Genomic DNA, 26,664 nt, shown 5'->3' with positions numbered 1-26,664 from the left:
AGAGCATGTCTGCAATCAGGAGGTCGATAGCGAGATGAATTGGTATGAAATGCGTGCACATGAAGTAGAAGAAAGAACGAATACGAATGTAAAGATAGGGCTCACAGAGCAAGAAGCAGAAGGTCGATTAAAAAAGTTTGGCCCAAATGAATTGCAAGAAGCAAAGCGGCCTTCTGCACTCGTTGTATTTTTGGCACAGTTTAAAGATTTTATGGTACTTGTCTTATTTGGTGCAACAATTATTTCAGCATTTTTAGGAGAGTATATCGATGCAATTGCTATTGTAGCAATTGTAATTATTAATGGGATTCTCGGTTTTTTCCAAGAGAGAAAAGCAGAAAAATCACTGGAAGCTTTAAAGGAATTAGCTGCCCCGCAAGTTACTGTTTTACGAAATGGAAAATGGATAAAAGCGCCGTCAAAAGCTCTTGTTCTTGGTGATGTGATTAAATTTTCTAGTGGAGATCGTATTGGTGCTGATATTCGTCTTATTGAAGCATCAAGTTTATACATCGAAGAATCGGCGTTAACAGGGGAATCTGTGCCTGTTCAAAAGAAAGTAGAAGCATTACAAGGTGAAAGTGTTGCGATTGGTGATCAAAAAAATATGGCTTTTATGGGAACGATGATAACGAGAGGCTCAGGGGTAGGCGTAGTAGTAGGAACAGGAATGAATACTGCCATGGGACAAATTGCAAATATGTTGCAAAATGCAGAGCAAATGGAAACACCTTTACAGAGAAGGCTAGAACAACTTGGGAAAATTTTAATTATTGTTGCGCTTATTTTAACAGCACTCGTCGTACTAGCAGGGGTTTATCAAGGGAACGAAGTATATCACATGTTCTTAGCAGGTGTGTCACTTGCAGTCGCTGCGATACCTGAAGGTTTACCAGCTATTGTTACAGTTGCTTTATCACTCGGTGTACAGCGTATGATTAAAAAAAGAGCAATTGTGCGAAAACTACCGGCTGTAGAGACACTAGGGTGTGCTTCGGTTATTTGTTCGGACAAAACAGGGACGATGACGCAAAATAAAATGATGGTTACGCATTTGTGGTCAGGTGGAGAGACATGGCATGTAACAGGGCAAGGCTATGAACCCACTGGATCATTTATGAAAGATGAGCAGAAGATTGATCCGACATCTGCCCGTTCTCTATATCAATTATTAACGTTTGGTTGTTTATGTAATAATGCCAACATTATGAAGAAGAAAAAAACGTATATCTTAGATGGAGATCCGACAGAAGGAGCACTTGTTGCCGCGGCGATGAAAGCGGGTGTATCACGAGAAGCTTTAAAAGGGAAATTTGAAATCATTCGTGAATTCCCTTTTGATTCAACACGGAAAATGATGAGTGTCATTGTTCGTGATCGTGACGGTAAAAAATTTGTAGTAACAAAGGGAGCGCCGGATGTCCTCTTACAAATGAGTCAAACTATTTTATGGGGAAATAAACAGCAGCCGTTAAGTGAACTGTATCGTAACGAAGTGCAAACGGCTATTCATAATCTTGGAAGTCAAGCACTTCGGACGATTGCTGTTGCGTTTAGACCTTTAAAAGTCACAGATCAAATTGAGCATGAACGAGAAGTAGAAACAGATTTAATGCTTGTTGGCATACAGGGAATGATTGATCCGCCAAGACCAGAAGTAAAACAGGCGGTACAAGAGTGTAAAGATGCTGGTATTAAAACGGTGATGATTACAGGAGATCATAAAGTAACAGCGATGGCAATTGCTGAACAGTTAGGCATTTTACCACCGAATGGCCGTGTTGTGGAAGGTGTAGAGCTGGCAAAAATGTCTGTCGAGGAGTTAGAAGATATTGTAGAAGACACATATGTGTTTGCCCGTGTGTCTCCTGAGCATAAATTGAAAATTGTGAAGGCTCTTCAAAACAAAGATCATATCGTAGCGATGACAGGGGATGGGGTGAATGATGCCCCAGCAATTAAAACCGCTGATATCGGTATAGCAATGGGGATTACGGGTACGGATGTGGCGAAAGAAGCTTCGTCTCTCGTACTGCTAGATGATAATTTTGCTACTATTAAAGCAGCAATTAAAGAAGGAAGAAATATATATGAAAATATCCGAAAATTCATTCGTTATTTATTAGCATCAAATGTTGGAGAGATTCTTGTTATGTTATTTGCAATGCTGCTAGGATTACCGCTTCCACTCGTTCCTATTCAAATTTTATGGGTGAATTTAGTGACGGATGGTTTGCCAGCGATGGCGCTAGGGTTGGATGCTGCTGAGGGAGATGTGATGAGGAGAAATCCACGCCATCCGAAAGAAGGTGTATTTGCGAGAGGGCTTGCTTGGAAAATCGTAAGCCGCGGCTTTTTAATTGGCATTGCAACGTTGCTTGCATTTATCATTGCATATAATCAGCATCCGAATGAATTGAAATATGCACAAACAGTTGCGTTTGCAACACTTGTATTAGCGCAGCTCATTCATGTGTTTGATTGCCGAAGTGAACATTCTATTTTTCATCGTAATCCGTTTGGAAACCTGTATTTAGTTGGAGCGGTAATCATTTCAATGTTATTAATGCTAGTTGTTATTTATTATCCACCGTTGCAACCAATCTTTAGTACAATGCCAATTCAGGCGAGAGACTGGCTACTGATCGTTGGTTTATCTTCCATTCCAACATTTTTGCTAGTCGGTTCTTTACTGACACGTAAAAAAGAGAAAAAGAAGTCCATGATTTATAAACGAGGTATAAACTTGAAATAGTCAATGATATGAAAATGTGATATAATTTACAAAAGGTAGTAGAGTTGCATCTCTATTACCTTTTTCGTTGAGTTATTTCATGGCTTGGATGTGATAAAGATGATTTCTAGTATGACAGGATTTGGACGAGCAAAGGTGGAAAACGATGCTTTTCAAATTATAGTAGAAATGAAGTCAGTGAATCATCGCTTTTTAGAGATGAACATTCGACTTCCGAAGCAAATGATGGTATTTGAGGATAAAATTCGTAAGTTGATTGCTGAACAAGTTCGCCGCGGACGTATTGAAATGTCTGTTACTATTGCAGGTGAAGGGCTTGTTGAACGAAAATTACGTGTGGATTGGCCACTTCTGGAACAATATAAATCCATTATGGAAGATGCAAAAATGAAATTCCAATTACAAGATTCCATTACATTACAACAATTAATGACAATGCCAGAGGTAACGGCAATTGAAGAAATGGAAAATGTAAACGAACAATTTGAAGATAGTTTATATGAAGCTGTTCGCCAAGCTGCTCATATGTTGAAAATGATGAGAGATGGTGAAGGGAAACGATTACATAAAGATATAGAGCACCGTCTACAAGAGATTCACAATTGTGTAAATGCGATTATTCCACATGCACCAATTGTGATTCAAAAGTACCGGGAACGATTGGGAAATCGTTTAAAGGAATTACATAATCAAGAGTTAGATGAACAACGGTTGCTAACAGAAATAGCTATGTTTGCAGAGCGTTGTGATATTCATGAAGAATTAGTTCGTTTACAAAGCCATTTAGATCAATTTAATGAAGCATTACAGATTACGGAGCCCATTGGTAGAAAAATGGACTTTATCGTACAAGAAATGCATCGTGAAATTAACACGATTGGTTCAAAGGCAAACGACCTAACAATTTCAAAATATGTTGTAGAAATGAAAAATAACCTTGAAAAAATTCGTGAACAAGTACAAAATATTGAGTAGCTGTCAAAAAAGTAGATAAAGTTATACGTGGTGGAGAAATCGGATAGACTTACTAGGAGGCGCAAACTATGGCCATGCGGTTTTTAAATATTGGATATGGGAATATCGTATCTGCTCATCGAATTATTGCTATTGTAAGTCCGGAGTCAGCTCCTATTAAACGAACGGTACAGGAAGCACGTGAACATAACGTGTTGCTTGATGCTACGTATGGGAGAAAAACAAGGGCAGTTATTGTCATGGATGATGGGCATATTGTATTAAGTCCAATTCAGCCTGAGACGATTGCACATCGTTTAAATAATAAAGAAGATTTAAGTGAGGAAGGGTAGGTTTTACATATTTATGAGAAGTAGAAGAGGGTTGCTCATCGTTCTTTCAGGACCTTCTGGCGTTGGGAAAGGGACGGTTCGAAAAGAATTGTTTAGCCATGAAGATGCAAAGTTACAATACTCTATTTCAGTAACAACACGTAAACCACGTGAGGGTGAAGTAGACGGCGTGGATTATTTCTTTAAAGAAAGAGAAGAGTTTGAAGAAATGATTCGTAACGAAAAGTTGCTTGAATGGGCAGAGTTTGTTGGGAATTATTATGGGACACCAGTCGATTATGTAGAACAGACATTGCAGCAAGGGAAAGATGTGTTCTTAGAAATTGAAGTGCAAGGCGCACTTCAAGTAAAGAAAGCATTTCCAGAAGGCGTATTTATCTTCTTAGCTCCTCCAAGTTTATCGGAGCTTAAGAATCGTATCGTTGGCCGTGGTACAGAGACAGAAGATGTCATTCAAAATCGTTTAACAGTAGCAAAAGAAGAAATCGATATGATGGACGCTTATGACTATGTTGTAGAAAATGATCAAGTAGAGCTTGCTTGCGAACGTATTAAGGCCATTGTAGTTGGTGAACACTGTCGCCGCGAGAGAGTAGCAAAATATTACAAAGAAATGACGGAGGGTATATAATATGTTAAATCCATCAATTGACTCATTATTAACAAAAATCGACTCTAAATATACATTAGTAACAGTAGCAGCGAAACGTGCTCGTGAAATGCAAATTGCTGATAATTGTGTGATTGCGCAACCTGTATCTCATAAATGTGTGGGAAAAGCACTAGAAGAAATTGATGCAGAAGTATTAAGCTACGAGCCAAGCGAAGAGAAAGTGTCTGAATAAGGCATTCTCTTCGACAAATGAAAACATAGACATTATACTTTTCTATGTAACGGTAACAACCTATTTACAAGTAGGTTGTTATTTTTTTACGATAGAGACGGAACAAAAAAAGACTTTTGTTTGATGGAATGCTAGCACTGACTAGCTGGAATTACTACATTTCAGCAGAATAAGTTTTAAAAGAAAGAGGACGAGTCATATGCTAAAAGAGAAAAAGATACTTCTATGTGTGACAGGAGGCATTGCTGTCTTTAAAGCAGCTGCTTTAACAAGTAAATTAACGCAAGCAGGAGCACTTGTAAAAGTAATGATGAGTGAGTCAGCGATGAAGTTTGTGACACCTCTTACGTTTCAAGCGCTTTCTCGCCACGATGTATATATAGATACATTTGATGAAAAAGATTCTGCAGTGATTGCACATATCGACTTAGCAGATTGGGCAGATGTGGTACTTGTTGCACCAGCAACAGCGAATTGTATTGGAAAACTTGCAAATGGCATTGCAGACGATATGATTACAACAACAGTATTAGCTACTACGGCACCGGTCTGGATTGCACCTGCTATGAATGTGCATATGTATGAAAATAAAATTGTTCAAAAAAATATGGTAACGTTAAAAACCTTTGGATATACATTTATCGAACCTGGAGAAGGTTTTTTAGCTTGTGGATATGTTGCAAAAGGCCGATTAGAAGAACCGGAGACAATTATCGCTCGATTACAAGAGGCTTTTGCACAAAATAAGCCACTGAAAGGAAAAAAACTTTTAGTGACAGCAGGACCAACGCGTGAAAAGATTGACCCCGTTCGTTTTATGACGAATTTTTCATCAGGAAAAATGGGATATGCTTTAGCAGAAATTGCAGCAGAATGGGGTGCAGAGGTCATCCTTGTTTCAGGACCAACGGCGTTAACACCGCCTGCGAATGTAACAACTGTACAAGTGCAGTCGGCACAGGACATGCTAGAAGCGGTGCTACGTAATTATCCCAATATGGATGTCGTAATTAAAACAGCTGCAGTAGCAGATTATCGCCCGAAGTTTGTCTATGATGAGAAGATGAAAAAGAAAAGCGGCGATGCTGTTATTGAGTTAGAAAGGACGACAGATATTTTAAAAACGCTAGGTGAGAAAAAAGAACATCAACTGCTCGTTGGTTTTGCGGCTGAAACAACAAATGTTGAAGAATACGCAACGAAAAAATTACGTGAGAAAAATGCTGATATGATTGTGGCCAATGATGTGAAGGCAGTTGGTGCGGGATTTGGGACGGATACGAACATTGTAACAATGTATAAGAAAGATGGAGAAATTATTGAACTACCACTTTTAACAAAGCGAGAAGTAGCTCGTAAAATCGTAATGCAAATTGAAGCGATGTTAGAAGAGGATCACGCATGAAATTTGCCAGTGTAATTGTTGATGTACCGGCACGTCAAACGGATAGACCGTTTGATTATATCATTCCGAAGAAATGGGAAGATCTTGTGCAAAGGGGTATGCGTGTAGTCGTTCCATTTGGTCCGCGGAAACTGCAAGGTTTTATTATTGAAATAAAAGATTCAGTGGATGTAGAAAGTAAAAAATTAAAGGCATTATATGAAATATTAGATGTGACACCAGTTTTAAATGAAGAGTTGTTAAAGCTTGGGTTTTGGCTCACTAATGAAACGTTATGTTATACCATTTCCGCTTTTCAAGTTATGCTTCCAACTGCTATAAAAGCGACTTATAAAAAGCAATTACAGCTTCATAAACCTAAAGAAGTAGCTAATGAGGTTCGTGTTTTATTTCAAGAGAAAGAAGTGATAGATTGGGAAGAACTTGGGGCACATCCACATATATATCGTATAGTACAAAAAGAGATTGTAAACGGTACGATTGAAGTTGTGTACAAAGTAAAGGATAAAGTACAAAAGAAAAAACAAAGAGTGGTTCAGCCTGTGATTCTTCAAGAACAATTAGAGGCAGCAGCATATGAGCTGAAAAGTAAGAAGCAACAAGACGTACTTTATTATTTTGTAGAAAATTATCATAGCGTACCATTAAAAACGTTAACAGAAGAACTGCAAATAACAGATGCGCCGGTAAAGTCACTTGTGAAAAAAGGGTTACTCTCAGAAAAGTATGTGGAAGTATATCGTAATCCTTATGACGATGATGCATTTGAACAGACAAAGCCATTTCCGCTTACAACTGAACAAGAGCAAGTGATTACACCTATTTTGTCATCTATTGCAAATGAAATGCACAATTCATTTTTACTATATGGTGTAACAGGAAGTGGTAAAACCGAAGTGTATTTACAATCAATTGATGCGGTATTGCAAAAAGGAAAAGAAGCGATTGTGCTCGTTCCAGAAATTGCGTTAACACCGCAAATGGTAGATCGTTTTAAAGGACGCTTTGGTTCTCAAGTTGCTGTTCTTCATAGTGCGTTATCAGTTGGGGAGAAATATGATGAATGGCGTAAAATTTTACGAAAAGAAGTCAAAGTGGTTGTGGGAGCACGATCTGCCATTTATGCCCCTTTTGAAAATTTAGGTATTGTTATTATTGATGAAGAGCATGAATCTAGCTATAAACAAGAAGACAATCCACGATATCATGCGCGTGATGTTGCGATTTGGAGAGGGCAATATCATGGCTGTCCAGTTGTGCTCGGAAGTGCCACACCGACACTCGAATCATTTGCTAGAGCAAAGAAAGGTGTCTACGAGCTGTTAACAATGCAAAAACGTATGAATGAACAAGCGTTGCCTACAGTGGAGATTATCGATATGCGTGAAGAATTGCGCGATGGGAATCGTTCGATGTTTTCTAAGCTGCTTCATGAAAAAATAGCGGATCGATTAGAGAAAAAGGAGCAAATGGTTCTCTTTTTAAATAGAAGAGGACATTCGACATTTGTCATGTGCCGTGATTGTGGCTATGTGGTACAATGCCCACACTGTGATATTTCACTTACGTATCACAGGATGAATAATCGTTTGAAATGTCACTATTGTAGTTATGAGGAAAATTTACCAAATGCTTGTCCTGCTTGTAATAGTTCCTATATTCGGTTCTTTGGAACAGGTACACAAAAGGTGGAAGAAGAAATTACAAAGTTGTTTCCTGAAGCACGTGTCATTCGAATGGATGTTGATACGACAAGTCGTAAAGGGACGCATGAAAAGCTGTTAAAAGCATTCGGTGAAGAGAAGGCGGATATTTTACTAGGGACACAGATGATTGCAAAAGGTCTTGATTTTCCAAAAGTTACACTTGTTGGTGTATTAACCGCTGATACGATGCTACATTTGCCAGATTTTCGAGCAAGTGAAAAAACGTATCAGTTATTGACACAAGTAAGCGGACGTGCTGGACGTCATGATTTGCCAGGGGAAGTTGTAATTCAAACGTATACACCGGAGCATTATAGTGTAGAACTAGCAAAAGATCAGCAGTACGATGTGTTCTTTGAACGAGAGATGCACATGAGGAAAATGATGCAGTATCCACCCTACTACTATGTTGCTCTTGTAACAGTATCGCATCCAGAATTATTAAAAGCAGTGCAAGTAACGGAAAAAATTGTCAGCTACTTACGGCAACACTGTTCACCGCAAACCATGATATTAGGTCCGGTTGCATCAGCAATTCCAAGGATAAAGGATAGATATCGCTATCAATGCATGATAAAATACAAACGGGAACCAAACTTAAAGTACGTGCTCAGAATGGTAAATGAACATTATCAAGCAGAAATGCAAAAAGAGCTACAGATCTCAATTGACTTTAATCCAACAATGTTAATGTAGCGGAGGGAAATATGGCAGTTTTAGAAATTGTAAATCATCCAAATGAAGTGTTAGAAACCCCATGTGAACGGGTTATTAACTTTGATAAAAAGTTAGTGAAGTTATTGAAAGATATGCACGAAACAATGTTAGTTGCAGATGGTGTCGGTTTAGCTGCACCGCAAGTCGGTGTAAGTTTGCAAGTGGCTGTTATTGATATCGGCGATGATACTGGAAAGATTGAACTGATTAATCCAGTTATTTTAGAAAAACGTGGTGAACAAGTAGGTCCCGAAGGCTGCTTAAGTTTTCCGGGGCTTTATGGTGAAGTAAAGCGTGCGGAATATATTAAAGTACGCGCTCAAAATCGTCGTGGTAAAGTATTTTTATTAGAGGCCGATGATTTTCTAGCACGTGCAATTCAACATGAAATCGATCATTTACATGGTGTATTGTTTACATCGAAAGTGACGAGATATTATGAGGAAAATGAATTAGAAGAGATGTAAAAGGAGCGGTTTTTGAATGGTGAAAGTAGTATTTATGGGAACACCGGACTTTTCTGTACCGGTGCTTCGTCGTCTTATTGAAGATGGATATGATGTGATTGGTGTTGTGACGCAGCCAGATCGTCCAGTGGGCAGAAAAAAGGTTATGACGCCAACTCCTGTTAAGGTAGAAGCGGAAAAACATGGTATTCCAGTGTTGCAACCGTTAAAAATTCGTGAAAAAGATGAATATGAAAAAGTGTTGGCCTTGCAGCCGGATTTAATCGTGACAGCTGCATTCGGACAAATTGTACCAAACGAAATTTTAGAAGCACCAAAGTACGGATGTATTAACGTCCATGCTTCATTACTCCCAGAACTTCGCGGTGGTGCACCAATTCATTATTCCATCATGCAAGGAAAAGAAAAAACAGGTATTACAATTATGTATATGATTGAAAAATTGGATGCTGGTGATATTTTAACGCAAGTAGAAGTTGAAATTGAGGAACGTGAAACAACAGGTTCATTATTTGATAAATTAAGTGAGGCTGGATCACATTTATTATCGAAAACAGTGCCGCTTTTACTACAAGGGAAATTAGAACCTATCAAACAAAATAATGAGGAAGCAACTTTTGCATACAATATTAAACGTGAGCAAGAAAAAATTGACTGGACGAAAACAGGTGAAGAAATTTACAATCACATTCGTGGCTTAAACCCTTGGCCGGTTGCCTATACAACTTTAGCAGGACAAGTTGTAAAAGTATGGTGGGGTGAAAAAGTTCTAGTAAAAGAGCAAGCTGAAGCGGGCGCAATTATAGCAGTTGAAGAAGATGGTTTTGTTGTGGCAACAGGAAATGAAACGGCAATCAAAATTACTGAATTGCAGCCATCAGGTAAAAAACGTATGAACTGTGCACAATTTTTACGTGGGACAAAACCTGAGATTGGCACGAAGTTAGGAGAAGAAGCATGAGGCAAAATGTTCGTGAGTTAGCCCTTGATGGTTTAATACAGGTAGAAAAAAGCGGTGCATACAGCAATTTACTTTTAAATAATTTGATTGAAAAAAGTGAGATTGATAAAAAAGACATCGGCTTATTAACAGAAATTGTATATGGAACGATTCAACGCCGTGATACACTTGATTACTACTTGCAACCATTTTTAAGAAAAAAAGTAGAGGCATGGGTAAAAGTTCTATTACGCCTTTCTTTGTACCAGATGTTATATTTAGACCGTGTTCCAGAAAGAGCGGTCATTCATGAAGCGGTTGAAATTGCAAAGCGTCGTGGTCATAAAGGGATCGCAGGAATGGTCAATGGGGTACTTCGTTCTATTCAGCGTGAAGGTGTTCCATCTGTGGATGAAATCGAAAATCCAGAGAAGCGACTTGCAGTTGCAACAAGTCACCCTGAGTGGCTTGTTCATGAGTGGGTAACAGCATATGATCTAGATACGGCACAAAAAATGTGTGAAGTGAACTTGCTTCCACCTGTTTCGGCTGCGCGTGTAAACGTGGCAAAAGGAACGGTAGAAGAGGCTATTACCTTACTGCAAAATGAAGGTGTACAAGCGAAACGTGGCGACTTATCAGAAGATGCCATTCAAATTGAAAAGGGAAATGTAGCGCATACAGAAGCGTTCCGACAAGGTTTTCTTTCCATTCAAGATGAAAGTTCTATGCTTGTTGCACGTGCCTTGAATCCAGAAGCAGGAGATACAGTTCTTGATAGCTGCGCTGCTCCAGGTGGAAAAACAACGCATATTGCAGAACTGTTAAATGGAACTGGGCAGGTAATGTCACTTGATTTACATCCACATAAAGTGCGTTTAATTCAGCAGCAGGCGAAGCGCCTTGATTTAGACAACGTGGAAACAAAAGCGTTGGATGCAAGAAAAGTACAAGAGCATTTCGAAAACGAAAGCTTTGATAAAATATTAGTAGACGCACCGTGTTCTGGGTTTGGTGTAATACGCCGCAAACCTGATATTAAATTAGGTAAAGGAAAAGAAGATAGCGAAAGACTATCGACAATTCAGCTAGCGATACTAGAAAAAGTGGCACCTCTTTTAAAAGAAGGCGGCCGACTCGTTTATAGTACGTGTACAATTGAAAAAATAGAAAATGAACAAGTGATAGAGCAATTTCTACAAGCACATCCTGAATTTGAATGGGATTCTACTGTGAAAGAACGCATGCCAGAAAAGGTAAGCCCGTATATAAATGAAGGGCAATTACGAATTTTACCGCATTATTTTGCAACTGATGGCTTTTATATTGCTTGTTTAAGAAAGAGGGTGTAGCATCATGGAAACGACTGTAAAAAAACAAAAGAAAAATCTAGAAACAAAAAAAATGTCTATTTATTCTTTACAACTTCATGAGATGCAAGATTGGTTAAAGGAACAGGGAGAACCTACATTCCGTGCAGGTCAAATTTTTGATTGGTTATATAAAAAACGTGTGAAAAATTATGAGGATATGACAAACCTTTCCAAAGGATTGCGTGATAAATTGTCGAATTCCTTTGATATTACTACTTTAACTACGTTAGTAAAACAAACATCTTCCGATGGTACAATTAAATTTTTATTTCAATTATATGATGGCTATTCCATTGAAACGGTATTAATGCGACATGAATATGGAAATTCCATTTGTGTAACAACGCAGGTTGGTTGCCGAATTGGTTGTACGTTCTGTGCATCAACGCTTGGTGGTTTAAAGCGTAATTTAGAAGCTGGAGAAATTGTGGCACAAGTTGTAGAAGTACAGCGTGCGCTCGATGAAACAGAAGAACGTGTTAGCTCCCTTGTTGTAATGGGGATTGGAGAACCGTTTGATAACTACGATCATTTAATGGCATTTTTACGCATTGTAAATCATGAAAAAGGAATTCATATCGGTGCGCGTCATATGACGGTTTCAACTAGTGGAATTATCCCGAAAATTTATAAGTTCGCTGAGGAAGATTTACAAATTAACTTTGCGATTTCGCTGCACGCTCCTAACTCAGAATTGCGTTCAAAATTAATGCCGATTAACCGTGCTTATAAGCTACCTGATTTAATGGAAGCTATAAAATATTATGTAAATAGAACCGGGCGTCGTATTACGTTTGAATACGGTTTATTTGGAGGAGAAAACGACCAAGTTGAGCATGCTGAAGAACTTGCTCAACTGTTAAAAGGTGTTAAATGTCATGTGAACTTAATTCCGGTTAACTATGTACCGGAACGCGACTACGTGAGAACACCACGTGAACAAATTTTCCTATTTGAAAAAACGCTAAAAGATCGTGGTGTGAATGTAACGATTCGTCGTGAACAAGGACATGATATTGATGCTGCCTGCGGTCAGTTGCGTGCGAAGGAGCGCAAAGAAGAGACGAGGTGACAAGATGAAAACCGTATTTCTATCGGATAAAGGAAAAGTTCGTCAACATAATGAAGATAGTGCAGGAGTTTTTCAAAATTTAGATGGAAATATATTGGTAGTAGTAGCTGATGGAATGGGAGGTCATCGAGCAGGCGATATCGCTAGCTCGATGACCATTCAATTATTCCAGGATTACTGGAAACAATCCTATAATATGGATACACCAAAAAAGGCAGAGCAGTGGCTACATACGCATGTCGAGATGATTAATGAACGAGTATATCAGTACTCTAAGAAGCATACAGAGTGCAGTGGAATGGGGACAACAATTGTTGTAGCTGTTTGTACAGCAGGATTTGTAACGATTGGACATATAGGAGATAGCCGTTGTTATATGGTATCAGATGGACATATATCGCTTGTAACAGAAGACCATTCACTCGTAAATGAACTTGTAAGACATGGAGAGATTTCAAAAGAGGATGCGGAATACCATCCGAAAAAGAATGTGCTATTACGGGCACTTGGAACAGAAGAAAAAGTTGAATTAGATGTCAAAACATTAGTGTTAGAAGAAAACGATCAACTGCTTCTTTGCTCTGACGGATTATCAAATAAAGTTGCAATGGATGATATGAAAAAGATTTTGCAATTAAACCAACAACTAGAGACAAAGGGAAAACATCTTGTTCAACTTGCAAACGATCTTGGTGGAGAAGATAATATTACTCTTGTCATTGTTGATTATGCGGATTCGGCAAACGAAAGTAGGTGAATTACAACGTGATGATTGGAAGACGCCTAAATGACCGTTATAAATTGCTGAAAATGATTGGCGGCGGCGGAATGGCCAATGTATATTTAGCTCATGATGATATACTGGGCCGGGATGTAGCGGTAAAAATATTGCGACTCGATTATGCAAATAACGATGAATTTATTAAACGTTTTCATCGAGAAGCGCAATCTGTCACAACGTTGTCGCATCCAAATATTGTGAATATGTATGATGTTGGGGAAGAAGATGGCATTTACTATCTTGTCATGGAATATGTCCCGGGACAAACATTAAAACAATACATAAATCAGCGAGGGCTGCTACCTATAGGAGAGGCTCTTGATATTATGGAGCAGTTAACATCTGCAATGGCACACGCCCATCATTTTGAAATTGTACATCGAGATATAAAACCGCACAATATTTTAATTCGAAGTGATGGAATTGTAAAGGTGACGGATTTTGGAATAGCGATGGCAACGAATGGTGCGACAACAATTACGCATACGAATTCAGTCCTTGGTTCTGTTCATTATTTGTCACCTGAACAAGCGCGCGGGGGAATAGCGAATAAACAATCAGATATATATTCTCTTGGAATTGTCATGTTTGAATTGTTAACGGGACGCCCGCCATTTTCTGGGGAGTCTGCAGTTGCCATTGCCTTAAAACATTTACAAAATGAAACACCATCTCCGAAACGATGGAATCCGGATATTCCGCAAAGTGTGGAAAATATTATTTTAAAAGCGACTGCCAAAGATCCATTTCATCGTTATCAATCTGTAAATGCGATGAAGCGAGATATTGAAACAGCATTATATCCAGAGCGAATTAATGAGCAGCCGTTCTATATACCTGAAGATATGGAAGCGACAAAAGCAATTCCAATCATTCAACAGGAACATTTACTGGAAAATCTGAGTGATGAAACAATCATACTAACTGAAAAGAAGACGGATGAACAGACGAAAGATGAGCAAGTGAAACCCAAAAAGAAAAAACAGCGAAGTAATAAATGGTTTAAAGTTTTAATTACAACATTTCTACTTTTAGCTATTGGTACTACGTTAGCTCTTACTGTAATTCCAGGATTCTTTATACCGAAAGATGTGAAAGTTCCGGATGTGTCCGGTATGAAATATGAAACTGCGGTCAATTCTCTTGTTGAGAAAGGGTTTGAGGTGGCCGAACCTAATATTGTCTATACAGATGATATGGAAGCTGGGAAGGTCATTAAAACAAATCCAGTAGCAGGACGTGTTGTGAAGGAAAATACAAAGATTACCATTTATCAATCTGGTGGAAAACAGAAGAATAAAATGCGTAATTTAATTGGTAAAGATTTTGAAAGTCTGAAGAATGAATTAGAAGGACAATATAAAATTGTTGTTCCTTATTATATTGAAAGCGAAAAGCCGCAAGGTGAAATTGTAGAACAAACGCCAAATGCAGATGAGCTGATTGTAGAAAATGAGCAAGATATAAAAATTTGGGTAAGTAAAGGTCCTTATCAAATTCGCCCTGTTGACTTTTCAGGGTGGACAGAAAATAGCGTGAATAGCTATTTGAATGAGAAAAAAATTATCCCAGATATAAAAAGGGAATATTCAGATACAGTTGATAAAGGGCTGGTGATTTCGCAATCCCCAAAACCAGGGACACCATTAAAAGAAGGGGATAAAGTAACAATCATTGTATCTGCTGGACCGAAACCAAAAGTAACGAAAACTGTAAAAGTAGATAATATTGCGATTCCATATGAAGCTTCTCTAGCTGGTGAGAAAAAAACACAAACAGTTGAGATCTATAAAGAAGATATGCAGCAGAAGATGGATAAGCCAATTGAGACGCGAACGATAACAGAATCCGCTACTATTTCTCTAGAGTTTGTAATTGAAGAGGGAACAAAAGGACATTATAAAATTGTTCGAGATGGAACAACTATCATTGATAAAGAAGTGTTATATCCAGCTCAATAAAGGTGAGTCTCCATTCGTTGGATTCCACCTTCTTTGTATGATGAGTGGATCCTATTGCTTCTATACGCTACGAGAATTTAAGTTGCGTATCTTGGGCTCTAGCAGATAGTAAAGCTTTGCTACTCAAAACATAGAGGATTAAGCAAACTCTGAACTGATGAATGTATAACTTTAAACAGTTAGTTACAAATTGGATTTATATAGAATAAAGGAGGATTATATGGCAGAAGGAAAGATTATAAAAGCTTTAAGTGGTTTTTATTATGTACAGCATGAAGAAGGTATTACGCAGTGTCGTGGCCGTGGTGTATTCCGAAAAAATAAAATTACACCACTTGTTGGAGATCAAGTCATTTTTCAAGCGGATAATCCGAGTGAAGGGTATGTTTTAGAGGTTTTTGAGCGTAAAAATGAACTTGTCAGACCACCAATCGCGAACGTCGATCAGGCGATTCTTGTTTTTTCTGCAGTTGAGCCAGATTTTAATCCGGGATTATTAGATCGCTTTTTAGTATTAATTGAATTTCATAACATTACACCTATTATTTGCATTAGTAAAATGGATTTAGTAGATGACAAAATGCGAGAAACGGTCGAATCGTATGCAAATGATTATCGTGCAATGGGATATGACGTATTATTTACTTCTACAATCGCATCGGACAGTATTGATATTTTAAAACCATTGTTAGAAGGTTGTGTTTCTGTTGTTGCGGGGCAATCGGGTGTAGGAAAATCATCAATGCTAAATGTACTACGTCCGGATTTAGCATTGAAAACAAACGATATTTCAACTCATTTAGGCCGCGGAAAGCATACGACAAGACATGTGGAATTAATTGAAGTGGGAAGTGGTCTGATCGCAGATACACCAGGTTTTAGTTCTCTCGATTTCATTGATATAGAAGTAGAAGATCTTACACATTGTTTTCCAGAGTTGAAAGAAGAGAGTCAATACTGTAAATTTAGAGGGTGTACACACCTTTCGGAACCGAAATGTGCGGTAAAGGCAGCGGTTGAAGAAGGTAAGATTACTCGTTATCGTTATGAAAATTACAAACAGTTTGTAGAAGAAATTAGAGAGAGAAAGCCGAGGTATTAATCATGATTAAAATTGCACCATCGATTTTATCAGCAGATTTTTCGAAATTAGGGGAAGAAATTAAGGATGTAGAAAAAGGCGGAGCGGATTACATTCATGTTGATGTAATGGATGGAAATTTTGTTCCGAACATTACAATCGGTCCATTAATTGTAGAGGCAATTCGTCCGATTACATCTTTACCATTAGACGTACATTTAATGATTGAAAATCCTGATAATTATATTCCTACTTTTGCAAAAGCAGGAGCAGATATTATTACTGTTCATGTGGAGGCTTGTCCACATTTACATCGTACAATTCAATTAATTAAATCGCATGGTATTAAAGCAGGAGTCGTTTTAAATCCGCATACACCAGTTTCTATAATTGAACATGTATTAGAAGATATAGATATGGTATTACTTATGACAGTAAATCCAGGCTTTGGTGGGCAGAAATTTATTCATTCTGTATTACCAAAAATTAAGCAAGTTGCAGAAATGGTCGCGGAACGCAATTTGCAAGTAGAAATTGAAGTTGATGGTGGTGTAAATGCTGAGACTGCTAGGCTTTGTGTGGAAGCAGGAGCAAACGTCCTTGTAGCGGGTTCTGCAGTATACAATCAAAAAGACCGTGGTGAAGCAATTCGAGTAATTCGTGGATAAAGATACAAGTAACACTCATGACTTGAGAGTTTTATGACCGTTAGAACGGGGAAAGTGTGAAAAAGGCAATCTACCGACTGGCAGATTGCCTTTTTTCTATAGAAGGAGAAGAGAACATGATTATTCATATTTTAGCTGGTGGACCCGTCGAGTATTGTGCGGATTTCTCCAAATATAAAAGTGAAGAGGTTGTATGGGCTGCGGTAGACCGAGGAGTGTACCATTTATTGCAGAGAGGGATCATACCATCAGTCGCTTTTGGTGACTATGATTCAGTTACAGCTGAGGAATTAGCGTGGATGCAAAAACAAACAAGTGAGTTACATATTGTTCCACGGGAAAAGGATCAAACTGATTTAGAAATTGCAATTAACTGGGCATTGGAGCAAAAGCCAAAACTAGTTCGTATTTTTGGTGCTACAGGTGGAAGGCTTGATCATGGTTTAGCGAACATACAAATGCTGCTAAAAGGTTTGCATGCACATACTGAAATGCATATTGTTGATAATCAAAATGAAATAGCTGTAAAAAAAGAGGGTACATATATAATTGAGGCAAATAAACAGTTTCCATATGTATCATTTGTACCGGTTACGGAAATTGTAAAAGGCATTACACTTCATGGTTTTAAATATCCTCTTACAGATAAAACGATAGAATGGGGATCGACACTTTGTATTAGTAATGAACTCGTTGCGGAAAAAGGTACTTTTTCATTTACTTCTGGCATATTAATGGTGATAAGAAGCGCTGATTGAAGAAACACTTTTGCTGCTTGCGTCATATAGTAAACAAGTGGAGTAATGGGGATTAGGAGGGAAACCATGAGATTTTATACAATTAAGTTGCCAAAATTTCTTGGTGGAATTGTTCGTGCGATGTTAAATACCTTTAAAAAGGGATAAAAAAAGCGCCTATTACCGGTGCTTTTTTCATGGAGATAATAAAAAAAGAGCCTATAGGCTCTTTTTTTTATTATTAAACACGTTCAATTTTACCAGATTTTAACGCTCTAGCAGAAACGTAAACACGTTGAACTTTACCGTCGATGCGTACGCGAACTTTTTGAAGGTTAGCGCCCCATTTACGTTTTGTTTTGTTCATTGCGTGAGAACGTGAGTTCCCAGAACGAGATTTTCTTCCAGTAATAGCACAAACACGAGCCATCTATATTTCCCTCCCTTAACTACCGTAACATACGTATTTTTTTCAATGTTAGTCTTTTATGCGATGCTAAAAACACTACTATAATTTAACACAACTAAAAAAAGAATGCAACAGTGTACAAAAAAGAAATCAAGAAAAATTACTTGACACTATATGAAAGGAAAGAAAAGTAAAAATCAAGAAAAATCACTTGACATATTATAGTGATACATGTTGTATAATAACAATGGACTATTGTGCTCATCATAAAAAGTGCTACTTTATTGTATAAATGTGAGAGCGAAAAGAAAGAACGATGGAATTTTCTTTGAAAAGATTATATGATAGTAACTAAAGTAGTCTAGCTCACTTTCACCATTTCTGAAGGGGGAAACGAGATGTCAATTGAAATTAAAACAAAGTACGGTCAAATTGATATTAGTACAGAGGTAATTGCAACAATTGCTGGAGGTGCCGCGGTAGATTGCTACGGTATCGTTGGTATGGCTTCAAAAAACCAATTAAAAGATGGATTAACAGATATTTTACGAAAAGAAAACTTCACTAGAGGCGTTATCGTTCGTAAAGATGAAGATGAAGTACATATTGATATGTATATTATCGTGAGCTATGGTACAAAAATTTCAGAGGTAGCACACAACGTTCAAACGAAAGTGAAATATACACTAGATCAAACGGTAGGACTAGCAGTAGATTCTGTGAATATCTATGTCCAAGGAGTTAAAGTAATAAACTTGTAATGTGCATTAAGGAGGAAGAACTGTGTCAATTCAAAAAATTGATGGAAAACGTTTGTCACAAATGATCATACAAGGAGCGAATAATTTAACAAACAATGTTCAGCTTGTTGATGCTTTAAACGTTTTTCCAGTTCCAGATGGCGATACCGGTACAAATATGAACTTATCAATGACTTCAGGTGCGCGCGAAGTGAAAGAGAAACCGTCACAACACGCTGGTAAAGTCGGAGTAAGTTTAGCAAAAGGATTATTAATGGGAGCACGTGGTAACTCGGGTGTTATTTTATCTCAGTTGTTCCGTGGCTTTTCTAAATCAATTGAACAAAAAGAAGAGTTAACAACAGCTGATTTTGCAGCAGCTTTAGAAGCTGGTGTAGAAACGGCATATAAAGCGGTTATGAAACCGATTGAGGGAACGATTTTAACAGTTGCAAGAGAAACGAGTAAACATGCAGTCACAGTTGCGAAAAAACAGCGCGACTTTGTTTTGTTTATGGAAGATGTTGTGAAAGAAGCAAATGCATCGTTAAATCGTACACCAGATCTATTACCTGTATTAAAACAAGTTGGTGTTGTAGATAGCGGTGGTAAAGGCCTTGTTGTAGTATATGAGGGCTTTTTAGCTGACTTAAAAGGAGAAACAATTTCTTCTGATGCACCAGCACAACCATCTATGAATGAAATGGTACGCGCAGAGCATCACCGTAGTGTACAAAGTCAATTGAGTACAGAGGATATTACATACGGATATTGTACTGAATTTATGGTGAAATTGGAGCCGGAAAAAATGAAAGAACATAATTTCTCTGAGCAAAAATTCCGCGAAGATATTAGTGCATATGGTGATTCGTTACTTGTTGTATCAGATGAGGAAGTTGTAAAAGTTCATATTCATGTAGAACATCCTGGAGATGCGATGAACTACGGGCAACGTTACGGTAGTTTAATTAAAATCAAGGTAGAAAATATGCGTGAGCAGCATACTGCTTTATTGGATGAGCCGGCACCAATGCATAAGGAAATAAAACAACCTAAAGAGAAACAAGAGTACGGCATTGTAACGGTAGCGATGGGATCGGGTATTAAAAACCTATTCGAGAGCATCGGCGCGACACAAGTGATTGAAGGTGGCCAAACGATGAATCCAAGTACGGAGGATATCGTAAAGGCAATTGAAGAAGCTAACGCTGAAAAAATCATTATTTTACCAAATAACGGGAATATCGTGATGGCAGCAGAACAAGCTGCGTCTGTCGTTGATCAAGATGTTATCGTTGTTCGTTCTAAAACTGTTCCGCAAGGGATGGCTGCTATGCTAGCGTTTAATCCTGCAGGAACGTTAGAAGAGAACGAAGAAAGCATGAAAGAAGCACTTGCTCATGTGAAAACGGGTCAAATTACATATGCAGTTCGCGATACAGAAATTGACGGTGTAGCAATTCAAAAGAATGACTTCATGTGCATTGCAGACGGCAAAATTGTCTCTACAAATGGAGACAAAGTAGCTGCAGCTGAGCAATTGCTAGTAAGTATGTTGGATGAAGATTCTGAGATTTTAACGATTCTACAAGGTGAAGATGCAACTGATGAAGAAGTTGCTGTATTAGCTGCATTTGTAGAAGAAAAATTCGAAGATGTAGAGGTAGAAGTTCACCAAGGAAATCAACCTGTATATTCTTTCATCTTCTCTGTAGAATAAGCTGAAATTCTTGTTTTTGTTGAGGAATGAGCTGTTTATCTGCTAATGAGTGAGGGCTAGCGACGGGATGTTGTCAGTGGCTCTTCTTCAAAAGGCTAGCATAATGATGATAAAGAAGAGCCTTGCTGTTATAGTGAGGCTCTTTTCTTTCGTATATATTTCTTCGTTTTGTATATCGCTCGTGGAAAGTTTGGAAGGTAACGACGCTGATGAAAGTTTCACTTTATGAGACCTCGCTGAATGAATTGGTTCATACTCATAGTTGTCCCTTATTCAGTTTGCTGATTTTCAAATATGTTGTAAATAGGTGTTTGGAAGTATCAGAAAAAATGTTACATACGACGGATAGCGTGAAGAGTATATGAGAGTAGTTTCGCTTAGAATGCCTATGATAAAATAGAAATGGTAGAAGAGAGCAATTATAAGTTGTGTGTAATTGCTATGAATATAAGTATAGAAAGTAGCGATATAGTGACAATAAGAAAATGATGTGACGGAGCGTGAAAATCTTGAATGAAGTTGTGCAAGTTCCTGTGACGGATGTAAAGGGAATCGGGGAAGAGACATCTGAATTATTACATGAGATGGGGATTTATACAGTTTCCCATTTATTAGAGCATTTTCCGTACCGTTATGAAGACTATGCGATGAAGGATTTAGCAGAAGTAAAGCACGATGAACGAGTGACAGTAGAAGGAAAGGTGCATAGTGCTCCCTTATTGCAATATTACGGAAAGAAAAAATCGCGTCTCACAGTTCGTGTTCTTGTCGGACGTTATTTAATTACGGCTGTTTGCTTTAATAGGCCGTATTATAAGCAAAAATTAAACCTGGAAGAGACGGTAACGATTACTGGTAAGTGGGATCAACATCGTCAAACCATTTCTGTATCTGAGCTGCACTTTGGTCCAGTGGTACGACAGCAAGAAGTAGAACCGGTGTATTCTGTAAAAGGAAAATTAACAGTGAAGCAAATACGCCGTTTTATCGCACAAGCACTAAAAGAATATGGTTCTACTATAACAGAAGTATTACCGGAGGGTTTGCTAGGGCGTTATAAATTATTACCACGTTATGAGGCGCTTCGGGGGCTGCATTTTCCTGTTGGACAAGAAGACTTGAAGCAAGCACGTCGCCGTTTTGTATATGAAGAGTTTTTCTTATTCCAACTTAAGATGCAAGCTCTTCGTAAAATAGAAAGAGAGAGTTCGAAAGGAACGGAAAAAACAATTTCTACCGAAAAATTAGAAGAGTTTATCGAGGCACTTCCGTTTCCACTAACTGGTGCTCAGCGCCGCGTTGTTTCTGAGGTTATGAAAGATTTACAGTCTCCATATCGAATGAATCGATTGCTGCAAGGAGATGTAGGGTCTGGGAAAACAGTAGTAGCTGCTATTGCTCTTTATGCGGCGAAGTTAGCGCATTACCAGGGGGCGCTAATGGTTCCTACAGAAATTTTAGCAGAGCAACATTATCAATCGTTAGCAGATACGTTTTCTCATTTTGGTATGAGTGTTGAATTATTAACAAGTTCAGTAAAAGGAGTGCATCGTCGTGAAATTTTAGCGAAACTCGAGCAGGGAGAAATAGATATTCTTGTTGGAACGCATGCCTTAATTCAAGATGAGGTCGTTTTTCACAGGCTAGGACTTGTTATTACGGATGAACAGCACCGTTTTGGAGTGGCGCAGCGCCGCGTCTTGCGGGAAAAAGGAGAAAGTCCAGATGTGTTATTTATGACGGCAACTCCAATCCCTAGAACGCTGGCAATTACTGCTTTTGGAGAAATGGATGTTTCGATTATTGATGAGATGCCAGCTGGCCGTAAAGTAATTGAAACATATTGGGCGAAACACGACATGTTAGATCGTGTTCTTGGCTTTGTTGAAAAAGAAGTGAAGAAGGGAAGGCAAGCTTACGTTATTTGTCCACTAATTGAAGAATCTGAGAAATTGGATGTGCAAAATGCAATTGATTTGCACAGTATGCTTATGCATCATTATCGAGGGAAGTTTCAAGTAGGGTTAATGCACGGGCGCCTATCTTCAAAGGAAAAAGAAGATGTGATGGGGCAGTTTAGTGAAAATGAAGTACAAATCCTTGTTTCGACAACGGTAGTTGAAGTTGGTGTTAACGTGCCAAATGCAACGGTTATGGTCATTTATGATGCAGAGCGTTTTGGTTTATCTCAGCTTCATCAGCTTAGAGGGCGTGTTGGGCGTGGAAATGAACAGTCTTATTGTCTTTTAATTGCAGATCCAAAATCGGAAACTGGGAAAGAACGCATGCGTATTATGACAGAAACGAATGATGGATTTGTATTATCGGAGAAAGATTTAGAGTTACGAGGTCCTGGAGATTTTTTTGGAATTAAACAAAGCGGTCTACCAGAATTCAAGGTAGCTGATATGGTACATGATTATCGAGCGTTAGAAACGGCAAGGCAAGATGCAGCTTTGCTCGTTGATTCAGAAGCATTTTGGCATAATGAACAATATGCTGCTTTGCGTGTTTATCTAGAGGGAACAGGTGTGTTCCAAGGAGAGAAGCTCGATTAAAAGTAGAATGCATAAAATTTTTGTTGCATTCTACTTTTAATGATTATATACTACTGTTAGTACCTAGTCATAAAAATGGATGGTGCGGTATGAAAAAGAGAAAAAGTAAAAAAGAAAGACAAATGTTATTACAACAAACGATAGAAACGAATCCGTTTGTCACGGATGAAGAATTAGCAGAGCAGTTTCAAGTGAGCATACAAACAGTTCGCCTTGATCGCATGGAATTATCTATTCCTGAATTAAGAGAGCGAATTAAGCATGTGGCGACGAAACAACATGAAGAAGATGTAAAATCCTTGCCTCTAGAAGAGGTAGTTGGAGAAATTATTGATATAGAATTAGATAGACACGCAATTTCCATCTTTGAAGTAAAGGTGGAGCATGTGTTTAAACGAAATCAAATTGCACGTGGGCATCATTTGTTCGCCCAAGCAAACTCACTAGCTGTTGCGGTTATTGACGAAGAACTCGCTTTAACTGCAAAGTCTACCATTCGATATATTCGTCCTGTAAAATTGGGAGAGCGCATTGTCGCAAAAGCACGCGTTGAAGATGTTGAGAATGATAAAGGTTGGACGGTTATCAAAGTGCACAGTTTTGTTGGAGAAGAACTTGTTTTTTCAGGCACTTTTGAAATGTATCGATCTAGTAATTATAGTGAGGAAGGTAATAATTTATGAAAATCGCAATAGATGCAATGGGCGGAGATCATGCTCCAAAAGCAGTCGTATTAGGAGCAATGAAAGCAATTAGTCAGTATTCAGATTTACATATTACATTGGTAGGAAAAGAAGATGAGATTCGTAAATATTTAACGAACGAAGAACGCATTACAGTGCTTCATACGGATGAAATCATTGAAGGAACAGATGAGCCTGTAAGAGCGGTTCGTCGCAAAAAGAAAGCTTCGATGGTGCTTGCAGCGCAGCAAGTAAAAGAAGAAGCGGCTGATGCTTGTATTTCGGCAGGAAATACAGGAGCTCTTATGGCAGCTGGATTGTTTGTTGTAGGACGTATGGAAGGGATTGAACGCCCAGCATTGTCACCTACAATGCCGACAATTGATGGCAAAGGGTTTGTTATGTTAGATGTTGGAGCAAATGTTGATGCCAAACCAATTCATTTATATCAATATGCTGTCATGGGTTCTGTATATGCCGAAAAGGTAAGAGGAATTGATAATCCACGCGTTGGTCTTTTAAATGTTGGGACAGAAGATGGAAAAGGAAATGAACTTACAAAACAAGTATTTGCAATGCTGAAAGATGCCCCAATTAACTTCGTTGGGAACGTTGAGTCAAGGGACTTATTACAAGGTGTGGCAGATGTAGTTGTATGTGATGGATTTACAGGAAATGTAGCGTTAAAATCACTTGAAGGAACAGCGCTTGCGTTATTCTCTATGTTAAAAGAACAATTAATGAGTTCGTTTACAAGTAAATTAGCAGCGGCGGTTTTAAAACCGAAGCTTATGGTATTGAAAGATAAAATGGATTATTCGGAGTATGGCGGTGCGGCATTGTTTGGATTAAAAGCACCTGTCATTAAGGCTCATGGTTCTTCCAATGATCAATCGATTTTTAGTGCGATTCGTCAAACGAGAGAGATGGTAGCGAAAGAAGTAATTCCTATGATTTCAAACGTAATGGAGAAAGAGCCACTTCAATAAGAGGAGGGTTTGAAATGGGAAAACTAGCATTTCTTTTTCCAGGTCAAGGTTCACAAATAGTTGGAATGGGACAACAATTAGCGGGAAATGATAAAGAGGTTGCGAAAGTATTTCAGAAAGCAGATGAAATTTTACATGAGTCTCTTTCATCATTAATTTTTGAAGGGCCTCAGGAGAAGTTGACAGCAACGACAAATGCACAGCCGGCGTTATTAACAACGAGCATTGCTATTTTAACAGCTTTAAAACAATATGACATTACGCCTGATTATGTGGCAGGACATAGTTTAGGTGAGTACAGCGCACTCGTTGCAGCAGGAGCATTGTCATTTGAAGATGGTGTATACGCTGTAAGAAAACGAGGCGAGTATATGGGAGAGGCTGTTCCAAACGGAGAAGGTGCAATGGCCGCTATTTTAGGAGCAGATCCAGCAATGCTTAAGGAAGTAACAGAAGAAGTTACAAAAGAAGGTTATGCTGTGCAAATTGCGAATATGAATAGTACAAAACAAATTGTAATTTCTGGGACGAAGCAAGGTGTAGAACTAGCTTCGCAAAAGGCAAAAGAAAACGGTGCGAAACGTGCGATTCCGCTTCGTGTTAGCGGTCCGTTTCATTCATCATTAATGAAGCCGGCAGCTGAGAAATTTCAAAGTGTCTTAAATGAAATTGCAATTCAAGATGCAAAAGTCCCGGTTGTTGCAAACGTTTCGGCAGATTGCATCACTCGTAAAGAAGAAATTCAAGAAAAGCTAATTGAACAGCTCTATTCACCTGTTTTATGGTACCCGTCAATTGAACGTATGGTGGAACATGGTGTGGACACATTTATTGAAATTGGACCTGGGAAAGTTCTTGCTGGCCTTATGAAATCAATTGCTCCTTCTGCAAAGGTATATGCGATATATGATGAGGAGACGTTGAAAGAGACCATTTCAAGTTTGAGAGGAGAAAGCGGATGTTAAAAGGGAAAGTTGCATTAGTAACAGGTGCATCACGCGGGATTGGCCGTGCAATTGCTATCGATTTAGCAAAGCAAGGTGCAACAGTTGTAGTTAACTATGCTGGAAATGAACAAAAAGCAAACGAAGTTGTGGATGAAATTAAAAATCTTGGTTCTTCAGCAATTGCAGTACAAGCAAATGTTGCAAATTCTGAAGAAGTTACAAATATGGTGAAACAAACTGTAGATACTTTTGGACAAGTCGATATTCTTGTAAATAATGCAGGTGTAACGCGAGATAATTTATTGATGCGTATGAAAGAAGAAGAATGGGATACAGTTATTGATACAAACTTAAAAGGTGTTTTCTTATGTACGAAAGCAGTATCGCGTTATATGATGCGTCAGCGTCACGGTCGTATTATTAATATTGCTTCTGTTGTTGGGGTTACAGGAAATCCAGGACAAGCAAATTACGTGGCAGCGAAAGCTGGGGTTATAGGGTTAACAAAGACGTCTGCAAAAGAATTGGCTAGCCGTAATATAACAGTAAATGCCATTGCACCTGGGTTTATCGCCACAGATATGACAGAGGTATTAGCTGAAAACTTGAAAGAAGAAATGTTGAAAATAATTCCTGCTGCGAAGTTTGGAGAAGCGCAAGATATCGCGAATGCTGTAACATTTTTTGCTGCTGATCACAGTAAATATATTACGGGACAGACGCTACATGTCGATGGCGGTATGGTAATGTAACAAAAGAAACGAGGAAAGAATTGATTTTGCCTAGTTTTTTTGTACAATATT

General features: G+C 38.4%; 25 protein-coding genes. 24 read left to right on the top strand and 1 reads right to left on the bottom strand.

The window, feature by feature from the left end:
* The first annotated feature begins 34 nt into the window (after positions 1-34).
* From QUF99_RS20385 to spoVM, 17 genes are all read left to right on the top strand, one after another.
* Positions 35-2,755: a calcium-translocating P-type ATPase, SERCA-type gene (locus QUF99_RS20385; RefSeq protein ID WP_289372367.1), complete on the top strand. Its 2,721-nt coding sequence runs from the start codon at positions 35-37 to the stop codon at positions 2,753-2,755.
* Positions 2,756-2,854: 99 nt separating this feature from the next.
* Positions 2,855-3,730: a YicC/YloC family endoribonuclease gene (locus QUF99_RS20380; protein WP_289372366.1), complete on the top strand. Its 876-nt coding sequence runs from the start codon at positions 2,855-2,857 to the stop codon at positions 3,728-3,730.
* 68 nt (positions 3,731-3,798) lie between these two features.
* Positions 3,799-4,062, top strand: coding sequence for an extracellular matrix/biofilm regulator RemA (remA, locus tag QUF99_RS20375; protein WP_001251459.1), 264 nt, complete (start codon positions 3,799-3,801; stop codon positions 4,060-4,062).
* A gap of 13 nt (positions 4,063-4,075) precedes the next feature.
* Positions 4,076-4,693 (top strand): guanylate kinase, encoded by a 618-nt coding sequence (gene gmk / locus QUF99_RS20370; RefSeq protein WP_286121571.1) that lies wholly within the window; start codon positions 4,076-4,078, stop codon positions 4,691-4,693.
* Between the two features lies 1 nt (position 4,694).
* The gene (gene rpoZ, locus QUF99_RS20365; RefSeq protein ID WP_289372362.1) at positions 4,695-4,907 is read left to right on the top strand and encodes a DNA-directed RNA polymerase subunit omega; all 213 of its coding nucleotides are present in this window, start codon (positions 4,695-4,697) and stop codon (positions 4,905-4,907) included.
* 199 nt (positions 4,908-5,106) lie between these two features.
* Complete coding sequence (gene coaBC, locus QUF99_RS20360; RefSeq protein WP_289372360.1) at positions 5,107-6,312, top strand: bifunctional phosphopantothenoylcysteine decarboxylase/phosphopantothenate--cysteine ligase CoaBC; 1,206 nt, start codon at positions 5,107-5,109, stop codon at positions 6,310-6,312.
* Positions 6,309-8,714 carry a primosomal protein N' gene (gene priA / locus QUF99_RS20355; RefSeq protein WP_289372358.1) on the top strand — a complete coding sequence of 802 codons (2,406 nt, stop codon included), beginning with the start codon at positions 6,309-6,311 and terminating at the stop codon, positions 8,712-8,714. Before coaBC ends, priA begins: the two co-directional genes overlap by 4 nt.
* Before the next feature lie 11 nt (positions 8,715-8,725).
* Entirely contained in the window at positions 8,726-9,202 is a 477-nt protein-coding gene (def, locus tag QUF99_RS20350) for a peptide deformylase (protein ID WP_289372355.1), read from the top strand.
* Positions 9,203-9,218: 16 nt separating this feature from the next.
* Positions 9,219-10,163: a methionyl-tRNA formyltransferase gene (gene fmt / locus QUF99_RS20345; RefSeq protein WP_289372353.1), complete on the top strand. Its 945-nt coding sequence runs from the start codon at positions 9,219-9,221 to the stop codon at positions 10,161-10,163.
* A complete protein-coding gene (gene rsmB / locus QUF99_RS20340; protein WP_289372352.1) occupies positions 10,160-11,494 on the top strand; it encodes a 16S rRNA (cytosine(967)-C(5))-methyltransferase RsmB in 1,335 nt (444 codons plus the stop codon). Before fmt ends, rsmB begins: the two co-directional genes overlap by 4 nt.
* A gap of 4 nt (positions 11,495-11,498) precedes the next feature.
* Positions 11,499-12,587: a dual-specificity RNA methyltransferase RlmN gene (gene rlmN / locus QUF99_RS20335; protein ID WP_289372350.1), complete on the top strand. Its 1,089-nt coding sequence runs from the start codon at positions 11,499-11,501 to the stop codon at positions 12,585-12,587.
* 4 nt (positions 12,588-12,591) lie between these two features.
* Positions 12,592-13,344, top strand: coding sequence for a Stp1/IreP family PP2C-type Ser/Thr phosphatase (locus QUF99_RS20330; RefSeq protein ID WP_289372349.1), 753 nt, complete (start codon positions 12,592-12,594; stop codon positions 13,342-13,344).
* 8 nt (positions 13,345-13,352) lie between these two features.
* A complete protein-coding gene (gene pknB / locus QUF99_RS20325; RefSeq protein ID WP_289372347.1) occupies positions 13,353-15,329 on the top strand; it encodes a Stk1 family PASTA domain-containing Ser/Thr kinase in 1,977 nt (658 codons plus the stop codon).
* A 220-nt stretch (positions 15,330-15,549) separates the two neighbouring features.
* Positions 15,550-16,431, top strand: a complete 882-nt coding sequence (gene rsgA, locus QUF99_RS20320; RefSeq protein ID WP_289372346.1) for a ribosome small subunit-dependent GTPase A — start codon at positions 15,550-15,552, stop codon at positions 16,429-16,431.
* 2 nt (positions 16,432-16,433) lie between these two features.
* Positions 16,434-17,078 carry a ribulose-phosphate 3-epimerase gene (gene rpe / locus QUF99_RS20315; RefSeq protein WP_289372344.1) on the top strand — a complete coding sequence of 215 codons (645 nt, stop codon included), beginning with the start codon at positions 16,434-16,436 and terminating at the stop codon, positions 17,076-17,078.
* A 116-nt stretch (positions 17,079-17,194) separates the two neighbouring features.
* On the top strand, positions 17,195-17,836 hold the full coding sequence (locus QUF99_RS20310; protein WP_289372342.1) for a thiamine diphosphokinase: 642 nt from the start codon (positions 17,195-17,197) through the stop codon (positions 17,834-17,836).
* Between the two features lie 66 nt (positions 17,837-17,902).
* Positions 17,903-17,983 (top strand): stage V sporulation protein SpoVM, encoded by an 81-nt coding sequence (gene spoVM, locus QUF99_RS20305; protein ID WP_286125312.1) that lies wholly within the window; start codon positions 17,903-17,905, stop codon positions 17,981-17,983.
* Positions 17,984-18,056: 73 nt separating this feature from the next.
* On the opposite strand, the gene rpmB is transcribed toward spoVM, so the two are convergent.
* On the bottom strand, positions 18,057-18,245 hold the full coding sequence (gene rpmB / locus QUF99_RS20300; protein WP_286121558.1) for a 50S ribosomal protein L28: 189 nt from the start codon (positions 18,243-18,245) through the stop codon (positions 18,057-18,059).
* Positions 18,246-18,622: 377 nt separating this feature from the next.
* Here rpmB and QUF99_RS20295 point away from each other — a divergent pair, with 377 nt between their 5' ends.
* The 7 genes from QUF99_RS20295 (at position 18,623) to fabG (ending at position 26,613) form a co-directional block, all read left to right on the top strand.
* Positions 18,623-18,985, top strand: a complete 363-nt coding sequence (locus QUF99_RS20295) for an Asp23/Gls24 family envelope stress response protein (protein WP_070144601.1) — start codon at positions 18,623-18,625, stop codon at positions 18,983-18,985.
* A gap of 22 nt (positions 18,986-19,007) precedes the next feature.
* Positions 19,008-20,684 carry a DAK2 domain-containing protein gene (locus QUF99_RS20290; protein ID WP_289372338.1) on the top strand — a complete coding sequence of 559 codons (1,677 nt, stop codon included), beginning with the start codon at positions 19,008-19,010 and terminating at the stop codon, positions 20,682-20,684.
* A gap of 509 nt (positions 20,685-21,193) precedes the next feature.
* Positions 21,194-23,242, top strand: coding sequence for an ATP-dependent DNA helicase RecG (recG, locus tag QUF99_RS20285; protein ID WP_289372336.1), 2,049 nt, complete (start codon positions 21,194-21,196; stop codon positions 23,240-23,242).
* A gap of 89 nt (positions 23,243-23,331) precedes the next feature.
* On the top strand, positions 23,332-23,925 hold the full coding sequence (fapR, locus tag QUF99_RS20280; protein ID WP_289372334.1) for a transcription factor FapR: 594 nt from the start codon (positions 23,332-23,334) through the stop codon (positions 23,923-23,925).
* Positions 23,922-24,914 (top strand): phosphate acyltransferase PlsX, encoded by a 993-nt coding sequence (gene plsX, locus QUF99_RS20275; RefSeq protein ID WP_289372333.1) that lies wholly within the window; start codon positions 23,922-23,924, stop codon positions 24,912-24,914. Before fapR ends, plsX begins: the two co-directional genes overlap by 4 nt.
* A gap of 14 nt (positions 24,915-24,928) precedes the next feature.
* Positions 24,929-25,879 carry an ACP S-malonyltransferase gene (fabD, locus tag QUF99_RS20270; RefSeq protein ID WP_289372332.1) on the top strand — a complete coding sequence of 317 codons (951 nt, stop codon included), beginning with the start codon at positions 24,929-24,931 and terminating at the stop codon, positions 25,877-25,879.
* The gene (fabG, locus tag QUF99_RS20265; protein ID WP_289372330.1) at positions 25,873-26,613 is read left to right on the top strand and encodes a 3-oxoacyl-[acyl-carrier-protein] reductase; all 741 of its coding nucleotides are present in this window, start codon (positions 25,873-25,875) and stop codon (positions 26,611-26,613) included. Before fabD ends, fabG begins: the two co-directional genes overlap by 7 nt.
* The last annotated feature ends 51 nt before the right edge of the window (positions 26,614-26,664 follow it).

It is taken from the genome of Bacillus sp. DX4.1 (assembly GCF_030348195.1).
Lineage (GTDB): Bacteria > Bacillota > Bacilli > Bacillales > Bacillaceae_G > Bacillus_A.
The sequence above is the reverse complement of the archived record's forward strand: the minus strand, read 5'-3'. Positions and strand labels throughout refer to the sequence as shown.